Origin of the sequence: Terriglobus roseus DSM 18391 (genome assembly GCF_000265425.1) — a bacterium.
GTDB lineage: Bacteria > Acidobacteriota > Terriglobia > Terriglobales > Acidobacteriaceae > Terriglobus > Terriglobus roseus.
Map to the genome: position 1 here is coordinate 1,018,787 of NC_018014.1, position 21,436 is coordinate 1,040,222.

At 61.4% G+C, this 21,436-nt stretch carries 21 protein-coding genes and 5 tRNA genes; 9 read left to right on the top strand and 17 right to left on the bottom strand.

All coding sequences use genetic code 11. From position 1 onward, the window contains the following. Positions 1 to 6: 6 nt before the first annotated feature. The 4 genes from rplK to TERRO_RS04415 form a co-directional block, all read right to left on the bottom strand. Positions 7 to 441 carry a 50S ribosomal protein L11 gene (gene rplK, locus TERRO_RS04400; protein ID WP_014784796.1) on the bottom strand — a complete coding sequence of 145 codons (435 nt, stop codon included), beginning with the start codon at positions 439 to 441 and terminating at the stop codon, positions 7 to 9. A gap of 119 nt (positions 442 to 560) precedes the next feature. Next, the gene (gene nusG / locus TERRO_RS04405) at positions 561 to 1,214 is read right to left on the bottom strand and encodes a transcription termination/antitermination protein NusG (RefSeq protein ID WP_014784797.1); all 654 of its coding nucleotides are present in this window, start codon (positions 1,212 to 1,214) and stop codon (positions 561 to 563) included. Positions 1,215 to 1,277: 63 nt separating this feature from the next. Then, positions 1,278 to 1,532: a preprotein translocase subunit SecE gene (gene secE, locus TERRO_RS04410; RefSeq protein ID WP_014784798.1), complete on the bottom strand. Its 255-nt coding sequence runs from the start codon at positions 1,530 to 1,532 to the stop codon at positions 1,278 to 1,280. Positions 1,533 to 1,640: 108 nt separating this feature from the next. After that, a tRNA-Trp gene (locus TERRO_RS04415) sits at positions 1,641 to 1,716 on the bottom strand. A gap of 298 nt (positions 1,717 to 2,014) precedes the next feature. On the opposite strand from TERRO_RS04415, the gene TERRO_RS04420 reads away from it, so the two are divergent. The 3 genes from TERRO_RS04420 to TERRO_RS04430 are packed head-to-tail and all read left to right on the top strand — an operon-like array spanning position 2,015 to position 3,445. Then, complete coding sequence (locus tag TERRO_RS04420; RefSeq protein WP_014784799.1) at positions 2,015 to 2,689, top strand: hypothetical protein; 675 nt, start codon at positions 2,015 to 2,017, stop codon at positions 2,687 to 2,689. Between the two features lie 52 nt (positions 2,690 to 2,741). Further along, positions 2,742 to 3,092, top strand: a complete 351-nt coding sequence (locus TERRO_RS04425) for a DoxX family protein (RefSeq protein ID WP_014784800.1) — start codon at positions 2,742 to 2,744, stop codon at positions 3,090 to 3,092. Next, entirely contained in the window at positions 3,089 to 3,445 is a 357-nt protein-coding gene (locus TERRO_RS04430; protein ID WP_014784801.1) for a DoxX family protein, read from the top strand. Before TERRO_RS04425 ends, TERRO_RS04430 begins: the two co-directional genes overlap by 4 nt. Here TERRO_RS04430 and TERRO_RS04435 read toward each other — a convergent pair. From TERRO_RS04435 to TERRO_RS04470, 8 genes are all read right to left on the bottom strand, one after another. Further along, positions 3,435 to 4,496 (bottom strand): glycoside hydrolase family 43 protein, encoded by a 1,062-nt coding sequence (locus TERRO_RS04435; RefSeq protein WP_014784802.1) that lies wholly within the window; start codon positions 4,494 to 4,496, stop codon positions 3,435 to 3,437. The genes TERRO_RS04430 and TERRO_RS04435 overlap by 11 nt on opposite strands. A 167-nt stretch (positions 4,497 to 4,663) precedes the next feature. Next, on the bottom strand, positions 4,664 to 5,851 hold the full coding sequence (tuf, locus tag TERRO_RS04440) for an elongation factor Tu (RefSeq protein WP_014784803.1): 1,188 nt from the start codon (positions 5,849 to 5,851) through the stop codon (positions 4,664 to 4,666). A 128-nt stretch (positions 5,852 to 5,979) separates the two neighbouring features. Continuing rightward, positions 5,980 to 6,288 (bottom strand): hypothetical protein, encoded by a 309-nt coding sequence (locus TERRO_RS04445; protein ID WP_014784804.1) that lies wholly within the window; start codon positions 6,286 to 6,288, stop codon positions 5,980 to 5,982. Between the two features lie 33 nt (positions 6,289 to 6,321). Next, positions 6,322 to 6,396 (bottom strand) — tRNA-Gly (locus TERRO_RS04450). 51 nt (positions 6,397 to 6,447) lie between these two features. Beyond that, positions 6,448 to 6,522, bottom strand: a tRNA-Thr gene (locus TERRO_RS04455). Positions 6,523 to 6,541: 19 nt separating this feature from the next. Further along, complete coding sequence (locus tag TERRO_RS04460) at positions 6,542 to 6,733, bottom strand: hypothetical protein (protein WP_014784805.1); 192 nt, start codon at positions 6,731 to 6,733, stop codon at positions 6,542 to 6,544. 66 nt (positions 6,734 to 6,799) lie between these two features. Continuing rightward, positions 6,800 to 6,886 (bottom strand) — tRNA-Tyr (locus TERRO_RS04465). 30 nt (positions 6,887 to 6,916) lie between these two features. Next, positions 6,917 to 6,992, bottom strand: a tRNA-Thr gene (locus TERRO_RS04470). Between the two features lie 296 nt (positions 6,993 to 7,288). Between TERRO_RS04470 and TERRO_RS21840 the strand changes: the two genes are divergently transcribed. Then, entirely contained in the window at positions 7,289 to 7,912 is a 624-nt protein-coding gene (locus tag TERRO_RS21840; protein ID WP_014784806.1) for an SRPBCC family protein, read from the top strand. A 112-nt stretch (positions 7,913 to 8,024) separates the two neighbouring features. Here the strand turns inward: TERRO_RS21840 and TERRO_RS04480 are convergent, their stop codons facing one another. Beyond that, positions 8,025 to 9,380 (bottom strand): D-arabinono-1,4-lactone oxidase, encoded by a 1,356-nt coding sequence (locus TERRO_RS04480; RefSeq protein ID WP_014784807.1) that lies wholly within the window; start codon positions 9,378 to 9,380, stop codon positions 8,025 to 8,027. A 146-nt stretch (positions 9,381 to 9,526) separates the two neighbouring features. On the opposite strand from TERRO_RS04480, the gene TERRO_RS04485 reads away from it, so the two are divergent. The 3 genes from TERRO_RS04485 to TERRO_RS04495 all read left to right on the top strand — a co-directional run bounded on the left by TERRO_RS04485 (position 9,527) and on the right by TERRO_RS04495 (position 11,832). Next, complete coding sequence (locus tag TERRO_RS04485; protein ID WP_014784808.1) at positions 9,527 to 10,414, top strand: hypothetical protein; 888 nt, start codon at positions 9,527 to 9,529, stop codon at positions 10,412 to 10,414. Between the two features lie 16 nt (positions 10,415 to 10,430). After that, on the top strand, positions 10,431 to 10,775 hold the full coding sequence (locus TERRO_RS04490) for a DMT family transporter (protein WP_014784809.1): 345 nt from the start codon (positions 10,431 to 10,433) through the stop codon (positions 10,773 to 10,775). 85 nt (positions 10,776 to 10,860) lie between these two features. Then, positions 10,861 to 11,832: a hypothetical protein gene (locus TERRO_RS04495; protein ID WP_041592972.1), complete on the top strand. Its 972-nt coding sequence runs from the start codon at positions 10,861 to 10,863 to the stop codon at positions 11,830 to 11,832. Here TERRO_RS04495 and TERRO_RS04500 read toward each other — a convergent pair. Beyond that, positions 11,819 to 13,615 (bottom strand): hypothetical protein, encoded by a 1,797-nt coding sequence (locus TERRO_RS04500; RefSeq protein WP_014784811.1) that lies wholly within the window; start codon positions 13,613 to 13,615, stop codon positions 11,819 to 11,821. The two genes, TERRO_RS04495 and TERRO_RS04500, sit on opposite strands and share 14 nt — an antisense overlap. Further along, positions 13,612 to 16,122, bottom strand: a complete 2,511-nt coding sequence (locus tag TERRO_RS04505) for a penicillin acylase family protein (protein WP_157178246.1) — start codon at positions 16,120 to 16,122, stop codon at positions 13,612 to 13,614. Before TERRO_RS04505 ends, TERRO_RS04500 begins: the two co-directional genes overlap by 4 nt. Positions 16,123 to 16,285: 163 nt before the next feature. Between TERRO_RS04505 and TERRO_RS04510 the strand changes: the two genes are divergently transcribed. Then, complete coding sequence (locus TERRO_RS04510) at positions 16,286 to 17,899, top strand: Na+/H+ antiporter (protein ID WP_014784813.1); 1,614 nt, start codon at positions 16,286 to 16,288, stop codon at positions 17,897 to 17,899. A 32-nt stretch (positions 17,900 to 17,931) separates the two neighbouring features. Beyond that, complete coding sequence (locus tag TERRO_RS04515; protein ID WP_041592447.1) at positions 17,932 to 18,960, top strand: hypothetical protein; 1,029 nt, start codon at positions 17,932 to 17,934, stop codon at positions 18,958 to 18,960. Between the two features lie 45 nt (positions 18,961 to 19,005). Here TERRO_RS04515 and TERRO_RS04520 read toward each other — a convergent pair whose 3' ends face one another. After that, a complete protein-coding gene (locus tag TERRO_RS04520) occupies positions 19,006 to 19,929 on the bottom strand; it encodes a ketopantoate reductase family protein (RefSeq protein WP_014784815.1) in 924 nt (307 codons plus the stop codon). 55 nt (positions 19,930 to 19,984) lie between these two features. Beyond that, a complete protein-coding gene (gene rseP / locus TERRO_RS04525; RefSeq protein ID WP_245536213.1) occupies positions 19,985 to 21,433 on the bottom strand; it encodes an RIP metalloprotease RseP in 1,449 nt (482 codons plus the stop codon). Positions 21,434 to 21,436: the final 3 nt, after the last annotated feature.

Sequence of the window (21,436 nt, forward strand, 5' to 3'; positions counted from 1 at the left end):
AGGTTCTTACGCGGTGACGTCGAGGCCCATGGAGCGGGCGGTGCCGCGAATGCTCTTCATAGCGGCTTCGACGGAAGCTGCGTTGAGGTCGGGCATCTTCTGCGTTGCGATCTCGCGGATCTGCGCTTCGGTCACGGAACCAACCTTGGTCTTGTTCGGTGTGCCCGAACCCTTGGCCACGCCGGCAGCCTTCAGCAGGAGCACGGGAGCGGGAGGCGTCTTGGTGACGAAGGTAAAGGTACGGTCTGCGAATACAGTGATCACAACCGGGATCGTCAGACCGGCCATTGCCGGATCCTTCGTGCGGTCGTTGAACTGCTTGCAGAATTCCATGATGTTGACCTGCGCCTGACCGAGCGCGGGGCCGATGGGCGGTGCGGGTGTTGCCTTGGCGGCCATCACCTGCAGCTTGACGTATCCAGTAATTTTCTTCGGTGCCATGTATCTATCCCTCGTAGTGTTTTGGTCGCGGCAAGGGTAGAAGCCACCTGTTCACGACGGTATTGCTTTGTATTGTTGAAGCCACGCTTTCTTTCGAAAGACCGGCCGGGTAGTTTCCGCTACTCGACGTGCTTCTCCACCTGTGAAAATTCGACTTCGGTCGGCGTCGGACGTCCGAAGATGCTGACCATTACCTTCAGGGTCTGCTTGTCTTCATTTACGTCGTCCACTGCACCGTTGAAGTTTGCGAACGGTCCCTCGGTGATGCGGACCTGCTCGCCCTTCTCAAACTTGACCTTGAGCTTCGGCTTGTCCTTCGTGACATCCGCACGGTTCAGCATGCTGTTCACTTCGGCTTCGCTCAGAGCGTTGGGGGTGTCACCCGTCTGCAAAAAGCCCGTGACGCGCGGCGTGTTCTTCACCAGGTGCCACAGGTCGTTGTCGAGGTCCATTTCGACGAAGACGTAGCCGGGCAGGAAGACACGGTCGATGGTGTACTTCTTGCCGTTACGGACTTCGGTCACCGGCTCAACCGGGATCTCGATGCGACCGATCTTGTGCTCGAGTCCGAAGGCGCGGATGCGGCTCTCGAGCGATTCCTTAACCTTGCGCTCAAAGCCGCTGTAGGCATGGATGATGTACCACTTCAGGTTGCTCTCGGGCGCGGGCTCGCCGGCAGCTTCTGCCACTTCGGCTTCGGCACCGTGCTCGGCTGCGATCTGCTCTTCTTCCACGGCCTTTGCGCCTTCCGGCAACATCACTTCTTCGGACATCTTTACCTTCTTTGCCTGACGAATTCGTCCTGCTATGCCGCGGTGCGGCTAAAAACTTTCGCGTTAGCGCTGGGTGAGCTTGGTGATCAGCGCGTTCAGCGTGTGGTTGATGCCGAAATCCACAGCCCAGAAGTAGGCCGCGAAGGCGAAGACCGTGATGATGACCACGGCGGTCGTCGTGCGCGTCTCTGCCGTGGACGGCGTGGACACCTTGCGCATTTCGCTGCGTACATCGCCCAGGAAGCCGGTCAGCTTTTCCCACTGGCCCCGCGCGCGCTCTACACCGGTGTTCTCTGCTACTGCGATTGCCTTCGCCATACCCTGCCTCGACTCTTCTTCGCTGCTGTGTGCTGCGGTAGTGCATTGTTACTGCCGAACACGCCGCGACATGCCTTCGGCATATCGCTTCGTTGTGTTACTTGGAACTGGCAGGGGCGCTCGGATTCGAACCGAGAAGTTCGGTTTTGGAGACCGACAGTTTAACCGTTGAGCTTACGCCCCTGTACTTCCGGGGCTCGCACCCAGGAAAAGCCTCATGCACCACGAAACCGCAGGCCGGGCGAACAACTTATGATAGCCGATTTCGACCATCGGGGGAAGCCACGACGCATCCACAAACGATTCGCACCGTTTGGGATCGGGAAAGTGCTGGCGCACGCGCGGTCTCACGGCTCCGATTGGGGGCCGTAGGGGAACGCCTCCTTTCACCACTGCAAGGCGTCTGGATTTATGTTGCGTGGAATGGATTGTGCGTGGCACAATCGCGGCGTCTGCTCCCCGGCAGTAACGAGGAGCTCCCTATGCGACTTTCTACGGCTTTGTGCGTTCTTGCCCTGGCTCTGCCGGGTGCGGCGCGGTGTGCTTTTGCGGAGTCGCCGCAGTATGTCTACTGCTTCAGCTACGAGCATGAGCGGAAGGCGGCCATCCTGGTCTCACAGATTGTTCGCTTCGGCGCGCCGGAGACGCGTACCGACTTTTTCGAGCGCCTCGTCCGGTCGCAGTCTGCACTGGAGGTAAGCGAGTCGGGGTGCTCTGTCAGTATGTCGCTGGAAGACGCCACGGCCGATCGCGCCTCCTTTATTGCGTCTGGTGGTAATGCTCACGCGGAGGCTCTGCGTCAGCTCCCGGTGCGAGAGGTGATCATTGACGCGGATGGCCTGGAGCTGCGTGACCGACTGCAACTGGCGGATACGGAAGCTGCAGTTAAGGGCGAGCCTATGTACATTGCCTGCTTTGTGAATGCCGGGCCAGGCAAGTTCCCAGTGCTCCTTGCGGCTCCTTTCCTCTCGAGGCAGGAAGGGAGTGCTGTGGTCAAGGACGCCATGCGGAGTGTCCCTGCGTGGGAGAGTTACATCACGCCGCAATGTGAGGCGCATGCTGACAAGGAACGGGCTGCGGCCTTCCTGAAACAGGGCGTTGCCCTGGCCGCAAGCTACCGCGTACCAACTGCCGAGTTGAAGATCAACGGCCAGTAAACTTTCACGATGTAACGGCTCTACGCACTTGTCTCAGAAAGAGCCACAGAAAATGAAGTATCTCCCCGAAGTAGCCCAGGTAGTGATCGCTGCCTCAGTCATTTACGTCTGGACTGTGAACTATCGGAATGTGGTCAAAGAGTTTGAGGAATACGAATTGCCGGAGAGGGTACGAACTTTCGTTGGTGCAACGAAGATCTCGCTTTCGACCTTGCTGGTAGCCGGGATCTGGTACCCGCGGCTGGCACTCATCCCTGCGGCGTTGATGGCCTTACTGATGGTCTGCGCGATCCTTGCTCACCTGCGCGTGCATCACGCCTGGCATCGGTCGATGCCGGCCTTTGTGCTGCTTCTGCTTTGCCTTTTCGTGGTGGCCCACTATGCGTGGGGAGTCGCACTGTGAGCGTGCAGGCGCTCCTGATTGGTCTTTCGAGCGCCATCTTCCTTGTCTATGGTTTTCTCTGCTTTCACTCAGACTTTATGGTGAGTGACTTTCGAAGATTCGGCGTGCCAGAACTGCGCATACTGACGGGTGTGCTTGAGCTGCTTGGAGGCGCGGGCCTGCTCGTGGGCTACAAGTGGCCGCGCGCCCTGCGGGTTTCTTCGGGAGGGCTGGCGCTGCTTATGCTCATTGCGTTCTGTGTCCGCGTTAAAGTGCGGGACAGCATTCTGGAGTCGCTGCCTTCTCTTGGATTGATGCTCTTGAACGGGTACATCCTGAGGAAGTCGATCGACCTATCTACCGTCAACGCGTGAACGGATCGACCACCTGGATGGATCCGTCTGCGTTGAAGTGCAGTTCCGTCATCTTCACGTTGCGCAGGTGATTCTTGTTGGAGAGTTGCGTGTCCGCGTAGAAGAGCCACCACTTGCCGTTCCACTCCGCGATGGAGTGATGCGTCGTCCAGCCCTGCACCGGCAGCAGGAAGTGTCCACGGTAGTGGAAGGGACCGACGGGCGATCTGGCCGTGGCATAGGCCAAGAAGTGCGTGTCGCCGGTGGAGTAGGTGAAGTAATACTGGCCGTCGCGCTTGAACATCCATGAGGCTTCGAAGAAGCGGCGATCGTGGTCGCCGCCCAGCAGCGGCTTGTTGTCGTCGCCCAGGATGACGACATCCTTCGCGGGTGCGGCGAAGTGTTTCATGTCCGGCGAGAGTCTGGCCCACTTCGCCATCAGTGCAGGCTTGTCGTCCTGCTTCAGGTCGGTCGTCGATCCGGCGACAAACTGTCCGGTCGGCCAGTTCTCAAGCTGTCCGCCCCAGATGCCGCCGAAGTAGATGTAGCTCTGGCCATCCGCGTCCGTGAAGACTGCGGGATCGATGCTGTAACTGCCTTTGATCGGTTCGGGATCGGCCTTGAATGGCCCCATGGGATTGGTCGAGGTTGCGACGCCGATGCGGAAGTGGCCTTCCTTGTCGCGGGCGGGGAAGTAGAGGAAGTAGGTGCCGTTGCGGTAGGCCACATCAGGAGCCCACATCTGCTTCGATGCCCAGGGGACATTCTTTACTTCGAGCGCTACGGGTCCGACGGTGACCGGGCCGCCGACACGATCCAACCGCAGGACGCGGTAGTCGTGCATGGCGTACTGATTGCCCAGGTCGTCGTCCGGGGTCTCGGTCGGGACGTCGTGCGAAGGGTAGATGTAGAGCTTGCCACCGAAGACGTGTGCCGATGGATCGGCCGTGTAGATCTCGGAGATCAGCGGCTGCGACAGATAGTGTCTGCCGTTCGGAGCGGTCGGACCGTCGGCCTGAACCGCAGAGAAGGGTAGCGCGCCCAACAGCAAGCTTGAAAGAATCCAACGCACGGAAGAACCTCCAGAATTGGCCCGGAGAGAATCCTAGCAAACGTTTTCCTAGGACGAGCAGCAGAAAGGGCCGCAGCTTTCGCTACGGCCCTTCTTGATGCTTCTTCGAGTTCATCGCCCTGTCCGGGCTGAAGCCTGGACCTGAGTAGTTCGAACTGACGTTCGAACTACTTGATGATCTCGGAGATGGTGCCAGCGCCGACGGTACGTCCGCCTTCGCGGATGGCGAAGCGGAGGCCCTTTTCCATGGCGACGGGCGTGTGCAGCGTGATCTCCAGAGCGATGTTGTCGCCCGGCATCACCATCTCCGTGCCAGCCGGCAGCTTCGCCGAACCGGTGACGTCGGTGGTGCGGAAGTAGAACTGCGGACGGTAGCCGTCGAAGAACGGCGTGTGACGGCCGCCCTCTTCCTTGCTCAGGACGTAGATCTCGCCCTTGAAGGTGGTGTGCGGCGTGATCGAACCCGGCTTGGCAAGAACCATGCCGCGCTCAACGTCGTCCTTGGCGGTACCGCGGAGCAACAGACCCGCGTTATCACCAGCAAGACCCTCGTCCAGCTGCTTCTTGAACATTTCAACGCCGGTGACGGTCGTGTTCTGCGTGTCGCGGAAGCCAACGATCTGAGCCGGCTCGCCGACCTTGATCTTGCCACGCTCGATACGGCCGGTGACGACGGTTCCACGACCCGAGATCGAGAAGATATCTTCGATCGGCATCAGGAACGGCAGGTCGACCAGGCGGTCAGGCTGCGGAACGTTCTTGTCGACAGCATCCATCAGCTCGTCGATCTTCGCTTCCCACTGTGCTTCGCCGTTCAGTGCGCCAAGCGCCGAACCACGGATGACGGGAACGTCATCGCCAGGGAAGTCGTACTTGCTGAGCAACTCGCGAACTTCCATCTCGACCAGGTCGATCAGTTCTTCGTCTTCCACCGCATCGCACTTGTTCAGGAACACAACGATGTACGGCACGCCAACCTGGCGAGCGAGCAGAACGTGCTCCTTCGTCTGGGGCATCGGGCCGTCGGTCGCTGCAACCACCAGGATCGCACCGTCCATCTGCGCTGCGCCCGTGATCATGTTCTTGATGTAATCGGCGTGGCCCGGGCAGTCAACGTGAGCATAGTGACGGTTCGCCGTCTCGTACTCAACGTGCGACGTCGCGATCGTGATACCGCGCTCGCGCTCTTCCGGTGCGTTATCGATCGTGTCGAACGAACGGAAGCTGTTCTTCGGGTTGTGCTTGGAAAGAACCTTCGTGATCGCAGCCGTAAGCGTCGTCTTGCCGTGATCGATGTGACCAATCGTGCCCACGTTAACGTGCGGCTTGGACCGGTCGAACTTTTCCTTACCCATGATGTTTCTCCTGGTGTTTTGAGCCCGCTGCCAATGCAAGCTCGCGTTTCAAGGTCATGTTCGGGCTGCCGCACGGCGCGGCTCCAAGCCCAGGAAAACTTTTGTATGCGGGGAGTCGGTCCGCGGCCTCAGTAGTAGGCGTAGACCTTCAGATACTTCTGTCGCAGTGCAGGATCAACCTTTTCCAGAGTGGACAGGTAGTGCTCGCGGATCATGCCCTGATCGCCATCGCCCAACGACTTGTACGCCTCAGAGATCTGCGGACCCAGCTTGCCAGCTGCGGCGACCTCCTCAAAGTTGCGGATGCGTAACTTGCTTCGCTCCAGCGACTTCAGGAATTCTGAGACTTTGCCATTGGAAAAGGAGTCGTCGATTGCCGACTTCACGGCACCGAAGCCGCTCTGGTTCTCTACCGCGATTGTGGCCTGCTCGTACATGCTTCGCTCTACGACCTCAAAACTACCAATCTTTGGAGCGGGAGACCGGGATCGAACCGGCGACGAACAGCTTGGAAGGCTGTCACTCTACCACTGAGTTACTCCCGCCCGCTTTGCGCTGGCTACAGCCACGCCCTCCGTCAACCGAAGGTTGAAAACTGGAGCTGATGGAGGGGCTTGAACCCTCGACCTCTCCCTTACCAAGGGAGTGCTCTGCCACTGAGCTACATCAGCTTCTCTGCCAAGGATACCCTCAGCCTTGCTCGCGTTCCACTCGTTGACGGTGCATACGCCCGATCCACACGCGAAACGCGAAAAAACCTAACACAACCCACGCCAGCGACCGGTAGTTACCGGGCTCAATCGTGAAGTACACACCGACGGCGGCGATTGCAATCACCAGCAGTGCGACGATCATGCGCTGCTGCGATCCCGGACCATCCATCGGCTTGCTACCTGCGCCTAACCTCAGGCGCCCCACTCAGAAGTTCCGAGTGCCCCACAAAACTTGTGGTGCACAGGGGAGGATTCGAACCTCCGTAACGCGTTGCGTGGCAGATTTACAGTCTGCTGCCATTAACCACTCGGCCACCTGTGCACTTGTTGCCGCCCGTTGGGGATATCAGGATGGAGCTGGCGAAGGGATTTGAACCCCCGACCCTCTGATTACAAATCAGATGCTCTACCGGCTGAGCTACGCCAGCCCGCCTTCTACCAGCCCAGACAGGCACCGGCCCAAAACAGACACCAGACAGCAAACAACGCTGCCAACGTTGCGCAGCGCTGTCTTTGACTTTAGCACAAAAGGGCCCGCGAAGCAGAGCCGGCCTGGATTGCCTGCAGGGCCGCGTCATTCCTCGGTCTACCGCTTTGACGGGGATAGTTTTCCACCTCGGCCAACGCCCGCTTGCCGGGCGACTTTGACGTGTTGCGCAGGGTAGTATGCCCGTACCGCATTTCAAGCAGTGCCCCAGGATCTCTACCATGATGAAAGCCACTCTTGCTCTCTGCGCCAGCGCGTGTCTGCTGGCCTCTTCAGCTCTCGCACAACAGGCACCAGCCGCCGCACCGCCGGCAGGAGCTCCACCCGCAGGACGCCCCGGCCCCGCGCCGACAGACTCCTACGCCGCACTACGTCTCCATCCCCATGACCATTGATGTGAATGCGCCGGTCGACAAGGTGTGGGCGCGTATCGGGAAGTACTGCGACATTGGCGAGTGGGGCATCCCGGGCTGCACCATCCTGTCGGGCGATGGCGACTACGGGACGGTACGTTCAATCGGCAACGAGATCCTCGTTGCCAAGACGAAGTACAGCTATACCTACACGCAGCCTGTACGCGTCGGTCCGGCGTACAACATGTACCACGGCACTCTGGAAGCGCGGCCGCTGACCGCGACGACCACGCAGATCCTGTACACGCTGCTGTTCGACAACAGCATGCTCGCCGACGATGCTGCGCGCGAAGCCGATATCAAGAATCGCCGCACGCGCTTTACGAAGATGCTGGAGAACATGAAGGTGCTATCGGAGGGCGGCACGCTGCCTCCGGGCGCCGTCAGCGCGCCTCGTCCCGCGGGCGCACCACCGACAGTTGGTGTGCCAATGGCTCCTCCGCGGTAAGTCGCTTCGTAGCGCGACTGCCCTCGAAATGGTTCACAGAAGCACGAAACCCCATTCTTTCGCTATGAAGCGGCGAAGGAATGGGGTTTTTCTGTTGGTGCTATTGGGGCCGTCAGGCCCCGAAGATATTTCGATCCAGATACGCGTTCCGAAACTTGCCGCCGGGATCAAGCGCCTGCGCCATGGCGCGGAAACGCGGCAATGCCGGGTACTGCTTGTGCAGATATGAGGGAGGAATCTCGAAGATCTTGCCCCAGTGCGGACGCACACCAAACGGTGCGAGTGCTGCTTCAATCTCCGGCAGTAACTTGCGAACGGTTGGCTCTTCCGGCTTCCAAGTAAAGTGGATCGCCATGGAGTCGCGCTGGTAGGCCATGCTCATGGGCAGGTCGTCGGCGGCGATGGTGCGGATCTCCGTGATGAAGAGGTGCGGTGTGATCTTGTCGCGCAGCTTTTCGACCGCGCGGATGGCCCTGTAGCCGTCCTTGCGAGCGACGAAGTACTCGGTCTGCAGCTCTTCGCCGCTGGAGGGTGTGAACTCCATCTTGAAGTGCGGCAGGCGCAAATACCACGGGCCCACGCTTCCCATCTGTTCGGTGCATGCGTCTGCGGGATGATCGTCGATCGGGTGCAGCTTTGCCGTCTGCAGCGTTGCACCGTAGAACATGGGTGGCAGCGGCTTCTGCGGGGCGTCAGCAGTGGCCTTGTCCTTGATCCACACCTGGTTAACGCGGTTTCTCTGCCAGTCGGTGAAGAGGCTCACGCTGTAGCCGGAGCTCAGGATCGTGTCCAGATTGTGCTCAAGCTGATCGAACGACAGGTTGCGGTAGACCACCTGCGACATATCGAAGCGCGGCACGATGTCCAGGGTGACTTTCGTCAGGACACCGAGCGCGCCCAGGTGCACGACGGCCATTCGGAAGCGTTCACCGTCGGTGTCGCGTGACAGGCGCAGGATGCTGCCATCCGCCTTTACGATCTCAATCGCGCGCGTCGCGGACGAGAGGTTTTTGTTGCCCACGCCGGATCCGTGGGTTGCCGTTGCGATGGTTCCGCCGACCGAGATGTGCGGCAGCGATGCGAGGTTTGCGAGCGCGAAGCCGGCCTTGTCCAGCACTGGGGCGAGTTCGCCGTAGGCGATGCCCGCGCCGACTGTGACGGTCTGCGCGGCCTCGTCGATCTGGATGCCCTTCACCTCGCGCATCGAGATCTGCGCATACTGGCTGTCCGCGATGTTGTTGAAGCAGTGGCGCGAACCGAGACCCTTCAGGTGGCCATTTTCGAGGACGATCGCGGGAACTTCCTCGGGCGTGGTCGGCGCGTAGACGCGGCTGGTGCTGTAGTGGAAGTTCTTCGACCAGTTGGTGCGCGGCACATTCGCGTGATCCTCTGGGACATTAGCTGCGCGGGCCAGCGGCGCGGCGGCCATCAGCAGGGCGGACGTTTTCAGTAACTCGCGACGGTCCATCTTCACCTCAATGCGGGCGTGCCGGATTACAGCACGCGCGAGACCTGTATACGCGCGACGGGCCCTGGAACACAAATGTGCACGAAGGTAGCCCGCAATACATTCCAATCGTCTATACCTGTGTAAAAATCTGCCGGAGCCATTTCATGCCACGACTTACTTTCCTGCTTGCTGTCGCCGTCACGCTTGTTGTGCCTGTCGCTATCCAGGCGCAGGGAGCCGTCGAAGGTCCGTTGCCGCAGCTCGCGGGCAGGGACTCGCAAATGAACCCATCCGCGCCGCCGCCCGCCCAAAACAAGCAGCTCGATAACGACGCCATCATCAAGATGACGAAGGCAGAGCTTGGCGACAACATCATCGTGACGGCCGTGCGCATGCAGCCCGGCAGCTATTTGACCGCACCGGACGACCTGATCGCGCTGAAGAGTGCAGGCGTTTCGCAGGCCGTGATCTCCGCCATGCTTGCGCGCAACAGCGGCATGCAGCAGCGCGGGTCGATGTTGCCGATGCTGCAGCAGCGGGTCGACGTCTCGCCGCTGTCGCCGAATGTCGACGATCCCGGCGTCTACTTCAAAAACACGCAGGGACAGTGGGAGATGATGGGCCCGGAGCTGGTGCACTACCGTGATGGTGGCGCGCTGAAGAGCCTGGTAACGAACAACATCGTCAAGAAGGACGAAAACGGTGTGGTGAACGGCCCGAAGTCGAAGCTGAGCCTGTCGCCCGGGACGGAAGTCTTGATCCTCTCACCCAACATGCAGATCGACGCGGTGGAGTACGTCATTCTTCGCTTCCGAACCAAAAGCGATCGCCGCGAGTTCCGCGTGAGGTCGGGGAATGTCTTCCACTCCGAGACCGGCACGGAGCGTGACGCACTCGAGGTTTCGGTGCACAAGGTGGGGAACCGGCTCTTTGGCTTCACGATTCCGAAGGACCTGGCCAAGGGCGAGTACGGCGTGCTGGCGCCGTGGTCCGCTGGGGGCACCGGCATCGGGCACGCAGGCAAGATCTACACCTTCGACATCACGGAGTAGCCGGTACACTGCGGGCATGACGCCTCGCTCTGCCAGCCTGCTTGCACTCACCACGGCCATCCTTGCAGAGACCAGCGCTACCACCGCGCTGAAGGCCTCTCATGGCTTCACGCGGCTGTGGCCCAGCGTGACGGTCGTGCTGGGATACGCGATCGCTTTTTACTGCATGACCATTGCGCTGCGCACACTGCCGATTGGTGTCGTCTACGCCGTGTGGTCCGGTGTCGGTATCGTTCTCATCTCGCTGCTGGGATGGCTCGTCTACCGCGAACGACTGGACGCCGCCGCCCTGGCCGGCATCGCGCTGATCTGTGCCGGTGTGCTGGTCAACCAGATCTTCTCGCATTCCGCCGCGCACTGAGGCGACCCCTCGCGGGGCGTCTACCGGACGCGCACGGCAGATGTCGGCAGCCGTGACGGAGGTGAATCCGCTATGCTTCTCGTCAGTGGAACCTCGAAACAAACGCAGGCTTTATTCCCTTGGCGTCCCGGCGCTTTTGCTGGTGGCGCTCATTGTGGCACTCGTGCTGCGCTTCCACGCACCGCCCGAGGTAGCCCGGCTGCTGCCGGAATCGGATGCGATCGTCTACTTCAATCTGAAGCCGGTGCGTGCCGCAAGCCACTTCGATGAGCAGCCGGTGAACGCCTCGCCGGAGTATGCGAGGTTCCTGGAAGCGACGGGCTTCCGATGGGATCGCGACCTGGACCGCATCGCCGTCTCGCTGCACCGCATGCCTGACCCAAACGGCCCGAACGGCGTGGTCGCCTACACGGGCGTGGGCGAGGGACGCTTCGATGCCGCGAAGCTCACGGCGTATCTGAAGGGCAACAGCTCGTCGATCGAAAAATACGCAGGCCACGACATCTACACGATTCCTGGCAGCGAGGGACGCACGCTGCGTGTCACGGCTTTGGGCTACGACATGGTTGCGGCCAGCAACATGCCCTTGACGGAGCAGATTCACTCCGTCATCGACCGGTATGCCGCGGGCGCTTCGCCCTTTGCAGGATCGTCGCTGCTAAGCCTGCGCTACCCGCAGGTGCCGTACTTCTCGCTGGCATGGGGTATCGGGCACGTCGGCCTGCCGTTCAGCGATCGTGGCAACATCCAGATCTTCGGTGTGACGCTGCCGCTCAGTGAGGACACGGACTTCATCGCGTCGGTCACTTTTCGCGGGAGCCTGCACCTGCGTCTGGAAGAACTCGCCACCAGTGAGAAGGAAGCCCAGAAGACTGCTTCGAACCTGACGACGATCGTGAACCTTGTACGTGGCTTCACACCGTCCACAGGAACACCGCAGGAGGTCGCGCTGCACCAGGCGTTTGAGTCGCTGACGGTGGAGCAGAAGAAGTCGCACGTGGTGCTGTCGGCCAATCTGTCGCCAACGTTGCTGGCGTCGGCGGCTAAGTCGAAATAAGTCGTCTGCTCGATCTCGATTCACGCTTCGCAAGTCCAATTACGACACCAAGGCCGACGAGCGAAAGCAGTGCGCCAAGCCACTGATCGGCCGTGCGGCGGTAGCGAAGCTCCACGCGATGCGGCCCCGCGCTGTTCAGGGGGACAGCTGTCAGGCCGTCCGAACGGTATGGCAGAGCCGTGAGTTCCGCGCCATCGCGCAGCACGTGCCATCCGCGGAAGCTGCGCATACGGATCACCAGGAACTGCGATGGTACCGGCGCATTGACGTTGAAGACGAGGTCATCCGGATGCGGTGTCTCTTCGCGCGGCACCAGCGTCTTTGCGGTGGGCTCCCCGTTCCTGCCGTCTGGCACGCCCGTCGCAGTTGTTGCGATCCATGCGGCCGGCAGGTGAATTGCTAGCGACTCGTTGTTTGCTCCGACGGGTGTGTACTCGTCGGTCTGTTCAAAGCCATCGCCGTGCGCGAAGGCCATGCGTTGCGGCGTCAGTCCCTCTTCGTCATCGCAGCCCTGCCGAAAGCCGGTGTTAGCGCCCAGGAATCCGGCGAGCCCAGCGATACACAGGCCAGCCCCGGCCAGCACCTGCCATGGCATCCGTGATGCGCCGCGCAGCTCCCCCAGCCGCTCGATGCAAAGCGCCAGCAACAGAATCGAGACTGCAGCCTGCACGGAAAGGAAGCGCCACGGAAACTGCAAAAATACCAGCTCTGGAGCGATGTGCCAGACGGGTGCGCTGAACCTTGTGAGCAGAAAGATGACGAGAACTGAGAAGATCGCCAGCACGGGTATCGCGATCGCGACAGCGTCTGAGCGGCCGCGTTCCATCAGCATCGTCGCGTCGCGGCGATGCATGGAGTGGAAGCTCTCCACACGCCGCTTTTGCAGCAGCGTCCAAGCGATCGCGCTCACAACGGCCAGCACGACCAGGCCAATGCCGATCAGTGACGAGTGCACCAGCACACCGTCATGGAACTCGTCGCCAGTGTGCGAGAAGAGATAGTTTGCGTCGGGCCGTGCGTTTGGCACGATCGCCAGATTCAACTGCACATACTTCCGCTCAACCGCCATCGGCAGCAGGTAGAAGGCATCGGCCAGCAGACCAAGCGCAAAGCCACCGGCCAACGCGCCTGCGTAGTTCTTTGCCGCTGCGCGATCTCTGCGCCACATCAGGATCAGCCGGCCCGCACCCACCAGCAGTAGCGTGTAGCAGCCAATGACGGCTGCCGGAGCGTTCGTCAACCACAGCAGCGCAATGGCAACAGCAACGCGCCACGTGCTGACGCGCGGGCGCAGCAGAGCGGCCAGCAGCAGCGGCATCCACGCCGCAGCCATCAACTCTGCATAGGCCGTGCGCTCGTACGCGCAGAAGAGCATGTACGGGTTTGCAAGGTAGGCGCAGGCTGCCAGCGTGGCTACGCCGCCCGTCGTCCATCGCCTTACCAGGCGATGCATCGTAAGGCCGCTGAGGAACAGCACCAGTCCCGTGAACGTCGTCGACACCCAGGTCCAAGGCAGCACGGAGGTCAGCAGGGCGCCCGTGATCCACGAGAGCGGCGGATAGAAGAGCAGTCTCGGTTCGCCGGCATTCCATGCCGCGTGAAAGGCCCACACCGGCTTCAGCACGCCGCCATGCCACTGCGCGCTCGCCTCCATCCAACTCCGTAGATGGAAGTCAAAGTCGTGGCCGCACGAATAACCGTAGAGGGCGAGCGGCAGTACAGCGACCAGCGCTGCAAGCGCGATCACGAGGTACTGGATGAGCCGTTGCGTTCGTGCCGTCATGGTGTCAGGACTATACGATGCGAAGCGCCGCTGCCAGCGGTATTGCCGAAGGGCAGACTCTCACGTTCGCCGCGATACCAGGTCGGCCAACCGTCCATGAACCATGGGCTGGCGGGGTTGCCGCTCTCACCCATGGGCAGGCTCATAGAGTCATCTGCGGGTGCCGCAAGGTCTGCGATGAAGCGCATGCTGGCGCTGTGTTTGCCGTTGGAAGCCCGAACGGTGAGGCCGCTGCCCGGCATCGGCTGCGGGCCGGTTCCGGCGACGCCCAGCAGTGCGCGCAGCCACGGAATCGCGCCGAAGACGGGATGCTCGAGATCCAGCTCGTGCCGCGATCCCCAGGTCCAGTCCCGAAGGTCTGCGGGTGCTTCGCCCTCTTTCATGCCGCGATCCAGTGCTGCGACCAGCAACTCATTCCAGTCGGCAAACTGCTCCGGCAACCAGCGCGACGGTCGCGTCTCGATCATCCGCTCCAACACGTAGCTGCTGTTGCCTGGGCCGTAGGAATCCCAATTGGAGCCAAGCTTGGGCTGCAGCACCATCGGCAGAAGCGCTCGCCGGGTTGCGCTGGTCAGGCTGGCAGCTACCGAGTCGGCGGTGATGTGGCCGTCCCACTTCCGCAGGATCTCGGCCGCCTCTCGGTCACGACGTGTCGGAGACTTCGCGTGATCGACCGCATACACAATGTGCTCGGCGTAAGTCTTGTCGAGGGCAGAGAACGTGTCGTTCTGCACCGCAAGCATGTCCGCAGCAGAGAGGCCGTTGCGGCCCTCCAGTAGCTTCCAGATGCGCTCATTGCGGTATGGCGCGGCCCAGTCGAGCGAGGTGCCATAGGGATAGCCCGTCGGCGTTGTGCGCGCGTTTGCCGTAGCCACTACGCCACCCTCCGGATCGGTGACCTGCGGCAGGGCATCGTACGGAATCCATCCCGCCCACTCGTACGTCCCGGTGTTTACGGGAACCGGTGTCAGGCCGCTCTGGCCACCCGCGCCACGCAGCGGGATGCGGCCCACCAGGTGATAGCCGACGTGTCCGTGGTCGTCGCCCCAGACCAGGTTCTGCGCGGGTGCGCCGTAGTTGCGAAACGCCTCAATCAGCGCGGCACCATCCTCCGCAGAGCACACGCGATACATCGGCAGGCTCGCCGTGCCTGCGTCGTAGACCGGCCAGCGCAGGGCGAGGTTGCGCGTCTCATGCGGGTAAAGCGGCGACAGGATCGGCGTCGGTGTTCCGCCATGGCTGGTCAGTGACACGTCGAAGCTGACGCTCTTGCCGCGCTTCACGTTGATGGTCTCATGCTCGTGCGCCAGCGGATGCATCGCGCCGTCCGCGCCACGGAACTGATCGCCGCTGATCTGTTCGACGTACAGGTCCTGCACGTCTGCCGTGCTGTTGGTGAAGCCCCAGGCCACATGCTGGTTATGACCAAGGACGATGAAGGGCAGACCAGGTATGGAGGCACCGCTGGCGTGGAAGCTTCCCGATTCAAGCTCCACGGTGTACCAGATGCCGGGCACGGTCAGCGCCAGATGAGGATCGTTGGCGACCAGAGGCTTGCCGCTCTGCGTGTGGGCTCCGCTGATAGCCCAGTTGTTCGATCCCGCCTGGCAGCCTTCGCATTGCAAAGCACCGACAAAGGGCGCGAGCGCTGCCTTCGCCTGTGCCAGGTCTGCCGCATGCGCGGGCGCTGCGAACTGCGTGACCAGGTCGTCCTCACCCAGGTCGTCCAGCGTTGGCTTCTTCGTGGCGGCTGGCTGGTCAGCGATAGGCGGATGGTCGCGCAACGTGGTGACGGGGTACAGATCGCCCAGCAGGTCTTCGCCGCGTGCTGTCTGTCCTGCGAGCAGGCTCTCCACGGCCTCACGGTCCAGCTTCGATGGATAGACGGTGCTCAGATCCTGCGTCATCGCGAACTCGACCAGCAGAGAATCCATCGCGGACCAGTGCTCCGGCTGGTAGCCCAGCACACGAAACTCCGCCGGTAGATGTCCGGCGGAGCGCAGCAGGTCTATCTGCGCATTGACACCGTCGGCATATCGATCCAGTTGATGCCGCTCGGTCGCATCCATCAGTGGCAGAGCACGCGCCGCAGCCTGCCGAAACTGCAGATAACGCTGCGTGCGGTCGTGTTGGATCATGTTGCTGCCCAGCACCTCGGCCAGCCGGCCGGTCACGTGGCGTCGCAGCATGTCCATCTGCCATAGTCGGTCGCCCGCGGTGACAAAGCCCTGTGCGAAGACGAGGTCATCCACATCCGTGGACTGGATGTGAGGCGTGCCATGGGCATCGCGCTCCACCGTCACGGGAGCGCCAAGGCCACGTAGTTGCAGCGTGCCGTCCGTCTGCGGCAGGGATGAGCGCATTGCCTGTTGAAGCCACAGGCGTGCGCCCGCGGCAACGACCACCAGCAGCAAAAGCAGGGAGGCCACGCAGAAGACAACGCGGCGCAGCGTGCGGCGCGACGACCATCCCTCGGCGGCAGAGACGTTGGATCTCATTGCAGGCATCGCTCTGAGTCTAGATGGGGTGGACGTACATCGTGTCAAAAAGGAAGCGAGGCATCTGTATCCGTTCAGCACAGCGATCTTTCCAGCATCGAACGGGCGGACTTCACTGGCAGGTGGCGGGGTTCGCTCGCCAAAGTCGTGTCGCATCGGAGACACTAGGCTTGTGACCCAAACAGCTTTTAATCTTCCCGCATTCCAGATCGAGATGCTCTATCTGTTGATCGCCATCGCGGTCATTGCAGGCATCGCGCGCCGGTTGAGCGTGTCGTATCCCATTGTGCTGGTCATTGCAGGACTCGCGTCTTCGTTCGTACCAGCCTTTCCGCGTGTGCCGCTACCGCCGGATCTGGTGTTCCTCGTCTTCCTGCCGCCCTTGTTATTTGCTGCGGCCTGGCAGACTTCCTGGACTGATTTCAAGTACAACCTCGTCTCCATCGGCTCTCTGGCTGTAGGGCTCGTCTTCTTCACGGCCGTTGGCGTCGCGATCACCGCGCATTACTTTCTGCCCAGCTTCGACTGGCGCATGGGATTCCTGTTGGGCGCCGTCGTTTCGCCCACGGACGCAGTCGCGGCCAGTTCCATCGCCAAGAAGATCGGGATGCCGAAACGGATCGTCGATCTGCTGGAAGGCGAAAGCCTGCTGAATGACGCGACCGGCCTGCTGGCGCTTGAGTTCGGTGTGGACATGATCGTGAATGGCACCACGCCCACCCTTGGGGCCGGCCTGTTGCGGTTGCTGTGGCTGTTCGTCGGCGGAGTCGCCGTGGGCCTGGTCTGCGGATTTATCGTGACGTGGTTTGAGAAGTGGATCGATGACGGCCCGGTTGAGATTGCCTTGTCCTTCATCGTCGCGTACGGATCGTACTTGGCCGGTGAATCGATCCACGCATCCGGCGTCATCTCGGTTGTGGTCTGCGGTCTGTATCTCAGTCGGAAGTCGTCGACGTTCTTCTCGCCGACGGTGCGTCTGCAGACGATGGCCGTCTGGGATGCAGCGGAGTTTGGTTTGAACGGGCTGGTCTTCCTGCTGCTTGGTCTGCAGTTGCCGTCGGTGCTGGCGGGCATCCGTGACTACAGCCACATGCGTGTGGCCGCCTATGGCCTTGGCTTTGCCACGATCCTGATCGCGCTGCGCATGATCTGGTGCTATCCCGCGGCCGTCGTCACCTACAAAATCCGCAGGCACATGCTCCATCAACCGGAGAATGTACCCACCAAGGGGTCGATCTTTGTCCTGGGCTGGACAGGTATGCGCGGTGTCGTAGCACTGGCCGCCGCCAGCTCATTGCCGTACACGCTGGGCAACGGCGAGCCGTTCACCCAGCGCAACATGATCGTCTTCCTCACCTTCTGCGTCATCCTGGTCACGCTGGTCCTGCAGGGGCTGACACTGCCTGCGCTGGTGCGGGCACTTGGACTGGGCGCGGAGAAGTCAAGTGGGTGCGATGAGGGCGAGGCTCGCCGCATCCTGATCCGCCGTGCCATGGAGCATCTGCAGAATTGCAAGCCGGGCGAGGACGAGGCGCTGCATCATGCGTACGATGACCTGCTGCATCAGTACGAGCACCGTCTTGAATTGATTCAAGATTGCGGTCCGGACTTCCCCGCAGTCGATCGTCACGCCCGCACCATGTCGACCGTGATGCTGGAGACCGTGCAGGCGGAACGCGAACAGCTGATCGAGCTACGCGAGACGGGAAGAGTTGATGAGAGCATTTACCGGACCCTGGAGCGTGAGCTGGATCTGAGTGAGAGCCGTCTGCAGTCGGTGGCTTGACGCACGCGCCTCCAGGGCGAATCCTTGGAGGTGTGAACCTACGCGTCCTGTTCCACAACAACTGCTTCGATGGTGCCTGCTCGGCGTCGCTGTTTACGCGCTTCCACCGCGACTGCATCGGCACGGCCAGCAGCTATGACTACAAAGGCCTGATGCATAAGGCCGGCCCGGCGTTCGACGAAGCTGATTTCTCGGGCGATGAGAATGCCATCGTCGACTTCAAGTATTCGAACTCGCCGAAGGTGACCTGGTGGTTCGATCATCACCAGAGCGCGTTCCTCTCGGAAGAGGATCGCCAGCACTTTGAGCTGGAACTGCAGAAGAGCGCGGTCGATCCGCCGAAGTATGTGCAGCCGAAGAAGTTCTTTGATCCGCTGTATGTCTCGTGCACCGGCTACATCGCGGACATGACGCGGGACTACTACGGCTATGACACCAGCGATCTGCGTGAGTTGATCCATTGGGCAAACATCATCGACGGTGCCAAATTCGAGAGCGCGCAGGCTGCCGTCGAGCTGGTCGCACCCGCGCTTCAGTTGATGAGTGTGATCGAGTCGGTCAACGACTCGACCTTCATACCGCGCCTGATTCCGCTGCTGACGTCGCAGCCGTTGCTGACCACCCTGCAGGAGAACTTCGTGCAGGCCGAGCTGCAGCCGCGTCTGGAGAAACATCAGCGCGACATTGCGCTGCTGCGCTCACGCGTAAGCGCCGATCGTGGTGTCATCACCTTCGACATCACGGACCAGCCGACCGAGGGCTACAGCAAGTTCATCCCGTACTACCTGCTGCCTGAGGACGTGTATGTCGTAGGCCTTTCGAAGTCGAGCTTCCGCACGAAGATCAGCGTCGGCACGAATCCGTGGACGACTGTACCTGCGGATCATCTGGCTAATATCGCCGCCATCTGCGAGCGGTATGGAGGTGGCGGCCACGCCCGTGTGGGCGCGATCAGCGTACCCGTGGATCAGCACGAGGAAGCGGTTCGTATTGCAGCAGAGGTGACGGCGGAGTTGAAGGCTCTGGGTCAGAAGAATGTGCTGCCAACCGATCCCGCCTGACAGAGGTGCTTTCAAAGAGTCTTTGTCGGGCGGAGTGTTGCCGGATTACTTCTGGCGGTTAGCTTCGTAGACTTTCAGGCGGACGTACGCACCCTTCAGCAACGGCACGGGCGCGCCCTTGGCCCGGGCGAGCATGTCGCCGAGGATGTGGTCGGCTTCTACGGGATAGCCCTTGGTCATGTCGCGATACATTGACGACGTAAGCGTGGATCCCGGTTCCGTCATGCGATGGATGTGTGGCGCAAGTGCTGCTTCGTCGACAGGGAATCCGTTTGCTGCGGCGATGCTGACGCTCTCGCGCAGGATGGCTTCCGCAGTCTCCGCGCCGTAGGGCTGCGCGACCGTCTCGCCCACGGTGCCGCCGCTGACGATACAGACGGCGCCCATCGTCGAGAGGATCCACCACTTGTGCCAGAGAGCTCCGATGACGTTGTCGGAGAGTGTAGTCGTGAAGCCGAATACGCTGAAGATTGGCAAAAGGGCTTCGGTGCGCGGGCTGCGGCCGCCGTCGAGTTCGCCGTAGGTGAAGGCGTCGAGCTTCGTCATCTGGATGATGCGACCTTCCGCGTCCATGTCGCTGACGATGCGGACGGTGCCCGGCACGATGCGGTCGCGGCCGTAGCGATCGACCAGCACGTCGATGTGGCGCATGCCGTTCAGAATCGGCAGCAGGATCGTTTCCGTGCCGATCGCGGGAGCGATGTCATCCAGCGCCGCTTCCAGCGAGTACGCCTTGGTGCTGATGATCACCACGTCGAATGGCACGGTCGACTTTAGCTCGTCCGCAGAGATTAGCTTCGGGTCAGCGAGTTTGGCGTTGCCGAGCGGGCTGACAATCTCAATGCCCTTTTGCCGTAACTGTTCCGCACGCTTGCCGCGGACCAGGAAGGTGACGTCGCGGCCGGCGATCGCCAGACGTCCACCGTAATACCCGCCGGTCGCGCCGGCGCCCACTGTCAGGATGCGCATGTGTCGTTCGTGCTCCGTTGCTGCCGTTGGCAGGTTGCTGCCGTGGGCAGATTTCCTAGCTCGGCTTGTGGGTGAAGAAGGACAGCTTGGTGATGTCGTTGAAGATCACGAAGACGGCGAAGATCAGGATGCAGACGAAGGCCGCCTGATAGATTCTTTCCTTCACCGCAGCGTTTACATCGCGCCGCATGATGCTTTCGATGATCAGGAAGAGGATCATGCCGCCGTCGAGCACAGGCATGGGCAGCAGGTTGAAGATGCCCAGGTTCAGGCTGATGCCTGCCATCAGTTCCAGTACCTTCCAGGTGCCCATGGACTGCGCAAGACCGACCTGCTGCGCGATTCCTACGGGACCGCTCAGGTTACGGACAGAAACCTGCCGTTTGAACATGCCTCCGAGCACGTCAAAGATCAGCATGCTGCTCTTCGTGAAGTCGCGCCATGCCGTGGCTACTGCTGCGCCGATGGGCTGACGTGTGGTTACGACCGGCGGCGGAACGGCTGCGAAGCCGAGGCGATATGCCGGGCTGCCGTTCTGCGTGGGGGAAATGCGTGGTGTAACGACGACCGTGCGATTGACGCCGTTGTGCGCGACGACCAGCGTGACGGGCTTGCCACCGCCGTCCTTCAGGTAAGCGCCGGTGGCCTCAGTGCCGTGGAAGCTGTGACCGTCGATCGAAACGATGGCGTCACCAGGCCGAAGACCGGCGACTGCAGCGGGCGCCGTCGCGTCCGGCAAATCGCTGACCAGGACCGGTCCGGCCTGCATGCGGGGGATCAGGCCCAGTTCGTCGGGCGAGAAGTCTTCCGGACCACCGGTGAAGTTGACCGGGATGGAGGAGTCGACGCGCTTGCCGTCGTGGACGTAGGAGAAGGGAACCACGAGGTTCTGCTTGAGCGATCCCCGGATCATGACGTCCTGCCAGGACGGATGCTCGACCGTGTCGAAGCGAACAATGGAGTCGCCGGCGGCAACGCCGGTCTTGCTGGCAAGGCTGTTGTGGCTGACGTAGTCGAGCTCTGAGCGGTCCTGGAGATACTCGACCGTCTCATGGTGAAAGTGCGCGATGACCGTGAAGATGCCGATGGCGAGTATGAAGTTTGCGATGGGCCCGGCAAGGGCGATCAGCATGCGCTGCCAGCGCGGCTTGGTGTTGAAGTTGCCCGGATCCAGGGTCTTGACGCCTGTGCGGTCGTCGTCCGAGTAGTCGGTTACGGAGGGAGCCTGCCTGATGTTGGTCTCGGTGGGCGAGGTCTGGATCATCTCCATCTCGGTCTCGCCAGACATTTTGACGTAGCCGCCCAGGGGCAGCATGCAGATCTTGTAGTCGGTACCGTTGTGCACCCATCCAAAGAGCCGCTTCCCCATGCCGATGGAGAACGCCTCGACGCGCACGCCGCACAGCTTGGCGACGGCGAAGTGGCCGAACTCATGCACCAGGACCATGATGCCCAGGATGACGAGGAAGTAGACGGTAACGATCAGGACGTGCGGAATGTGCAAGAA

Coding starts and splice junctions, on each gene's coding strand:
- rplK (WP_014784796.1), bottom strand. CDS start 441: ATGGCACCGAAGAAAATTACTGGATACGTCAAGCTGCAGGTGATGGCC.
- nusG (WP_014784797.1), bottom strand. CDS start 1,214: ATGTCCGAAGAAGTGATGTTGCCGGAAGGCGCAAAGGCCGTGGAAGAA.
- secE (WP_014784798.1), bottom strand. CDS start 1,532: ATGGCGAAGGCAATCGCAGTAGCAGAGAACACCGGTGTAGAGCGCGCG.
- TERRO_RS04420 (WP_014784799.1), top strand. CDS start 2,015: ATGCGACTTTCTACGGCTTTGTGCGTTCTTGCCCTGGCTCTGCCGGGT.
- TERRO_RS04425 (WP_014784800.1), top strand. CDS start 2,742: ATGAAGTATCTCCCCGAAGTAGCCCAGGTAGTGATCGCTGCCTCAGTC.
- tuf (WP_014784803.1), bottom strand. CDS start 5,851: ATGGGTAAGGAAAAGTTCGACCGGTCCAAGCCGCACGTTAACGTGGGC.
- TERRO_RS04445 (WP_014784804.1), bottom strand. CDS start 6,288: ATGTACGAGCAGGCCACAATCGCGGTAGAGAACCAGAGCGGCTTCGGT.
- TERRO_RS04460 (WP_014784805.1), bottom strand. CDS start 6,733: ATGGATGGTCCGGGATCGCAGCAGCGCATGATCGTCGCACTGCTGGTG.
- TERRO_RS04480 (WP_014784807.1), bottom strand. CDS start 9,380: ATGGACCGTCGCGAGTTACTGAAAACGTCCGCCCTGCTGATGGCCGCC.
- TERRO_RS04485 (WP_014784808.1), top strand. CDS start 9,527: ATGCCACGACTTACTTTCCTGCTTGCTGTCGCCGTCACGCTTGTTGTG.
- TERRO_RS04490 (WP_014784809.1), top strand. CDS start 10,431: ATGACGCCTCGCTCTGCCAGCCTGCTTGCACTCACCACGGCCATCCTT.
- TERRO_RS04500 (WP_014784811.1), bottom strand. CDS start 13,615: ATGACGGCACGAACGCAACGGCTCATCCAGTACCTCGTGATCGCGCTT.
- TERRO_RS04505 (WP_157178246.1), bottom strand. CDS start 16,122: ATGCCTGCAATGAGATCCAACGTCTCTGCCGCCGAGGGATGGTCGTCG.
- TERRO_RS04520 (WP_014784815.1), bottom strand. CDS start 19,929: ATGCGCATCCTGACAGTGGGCGCCGGCGCGACCGGCGGGTATTACGGT.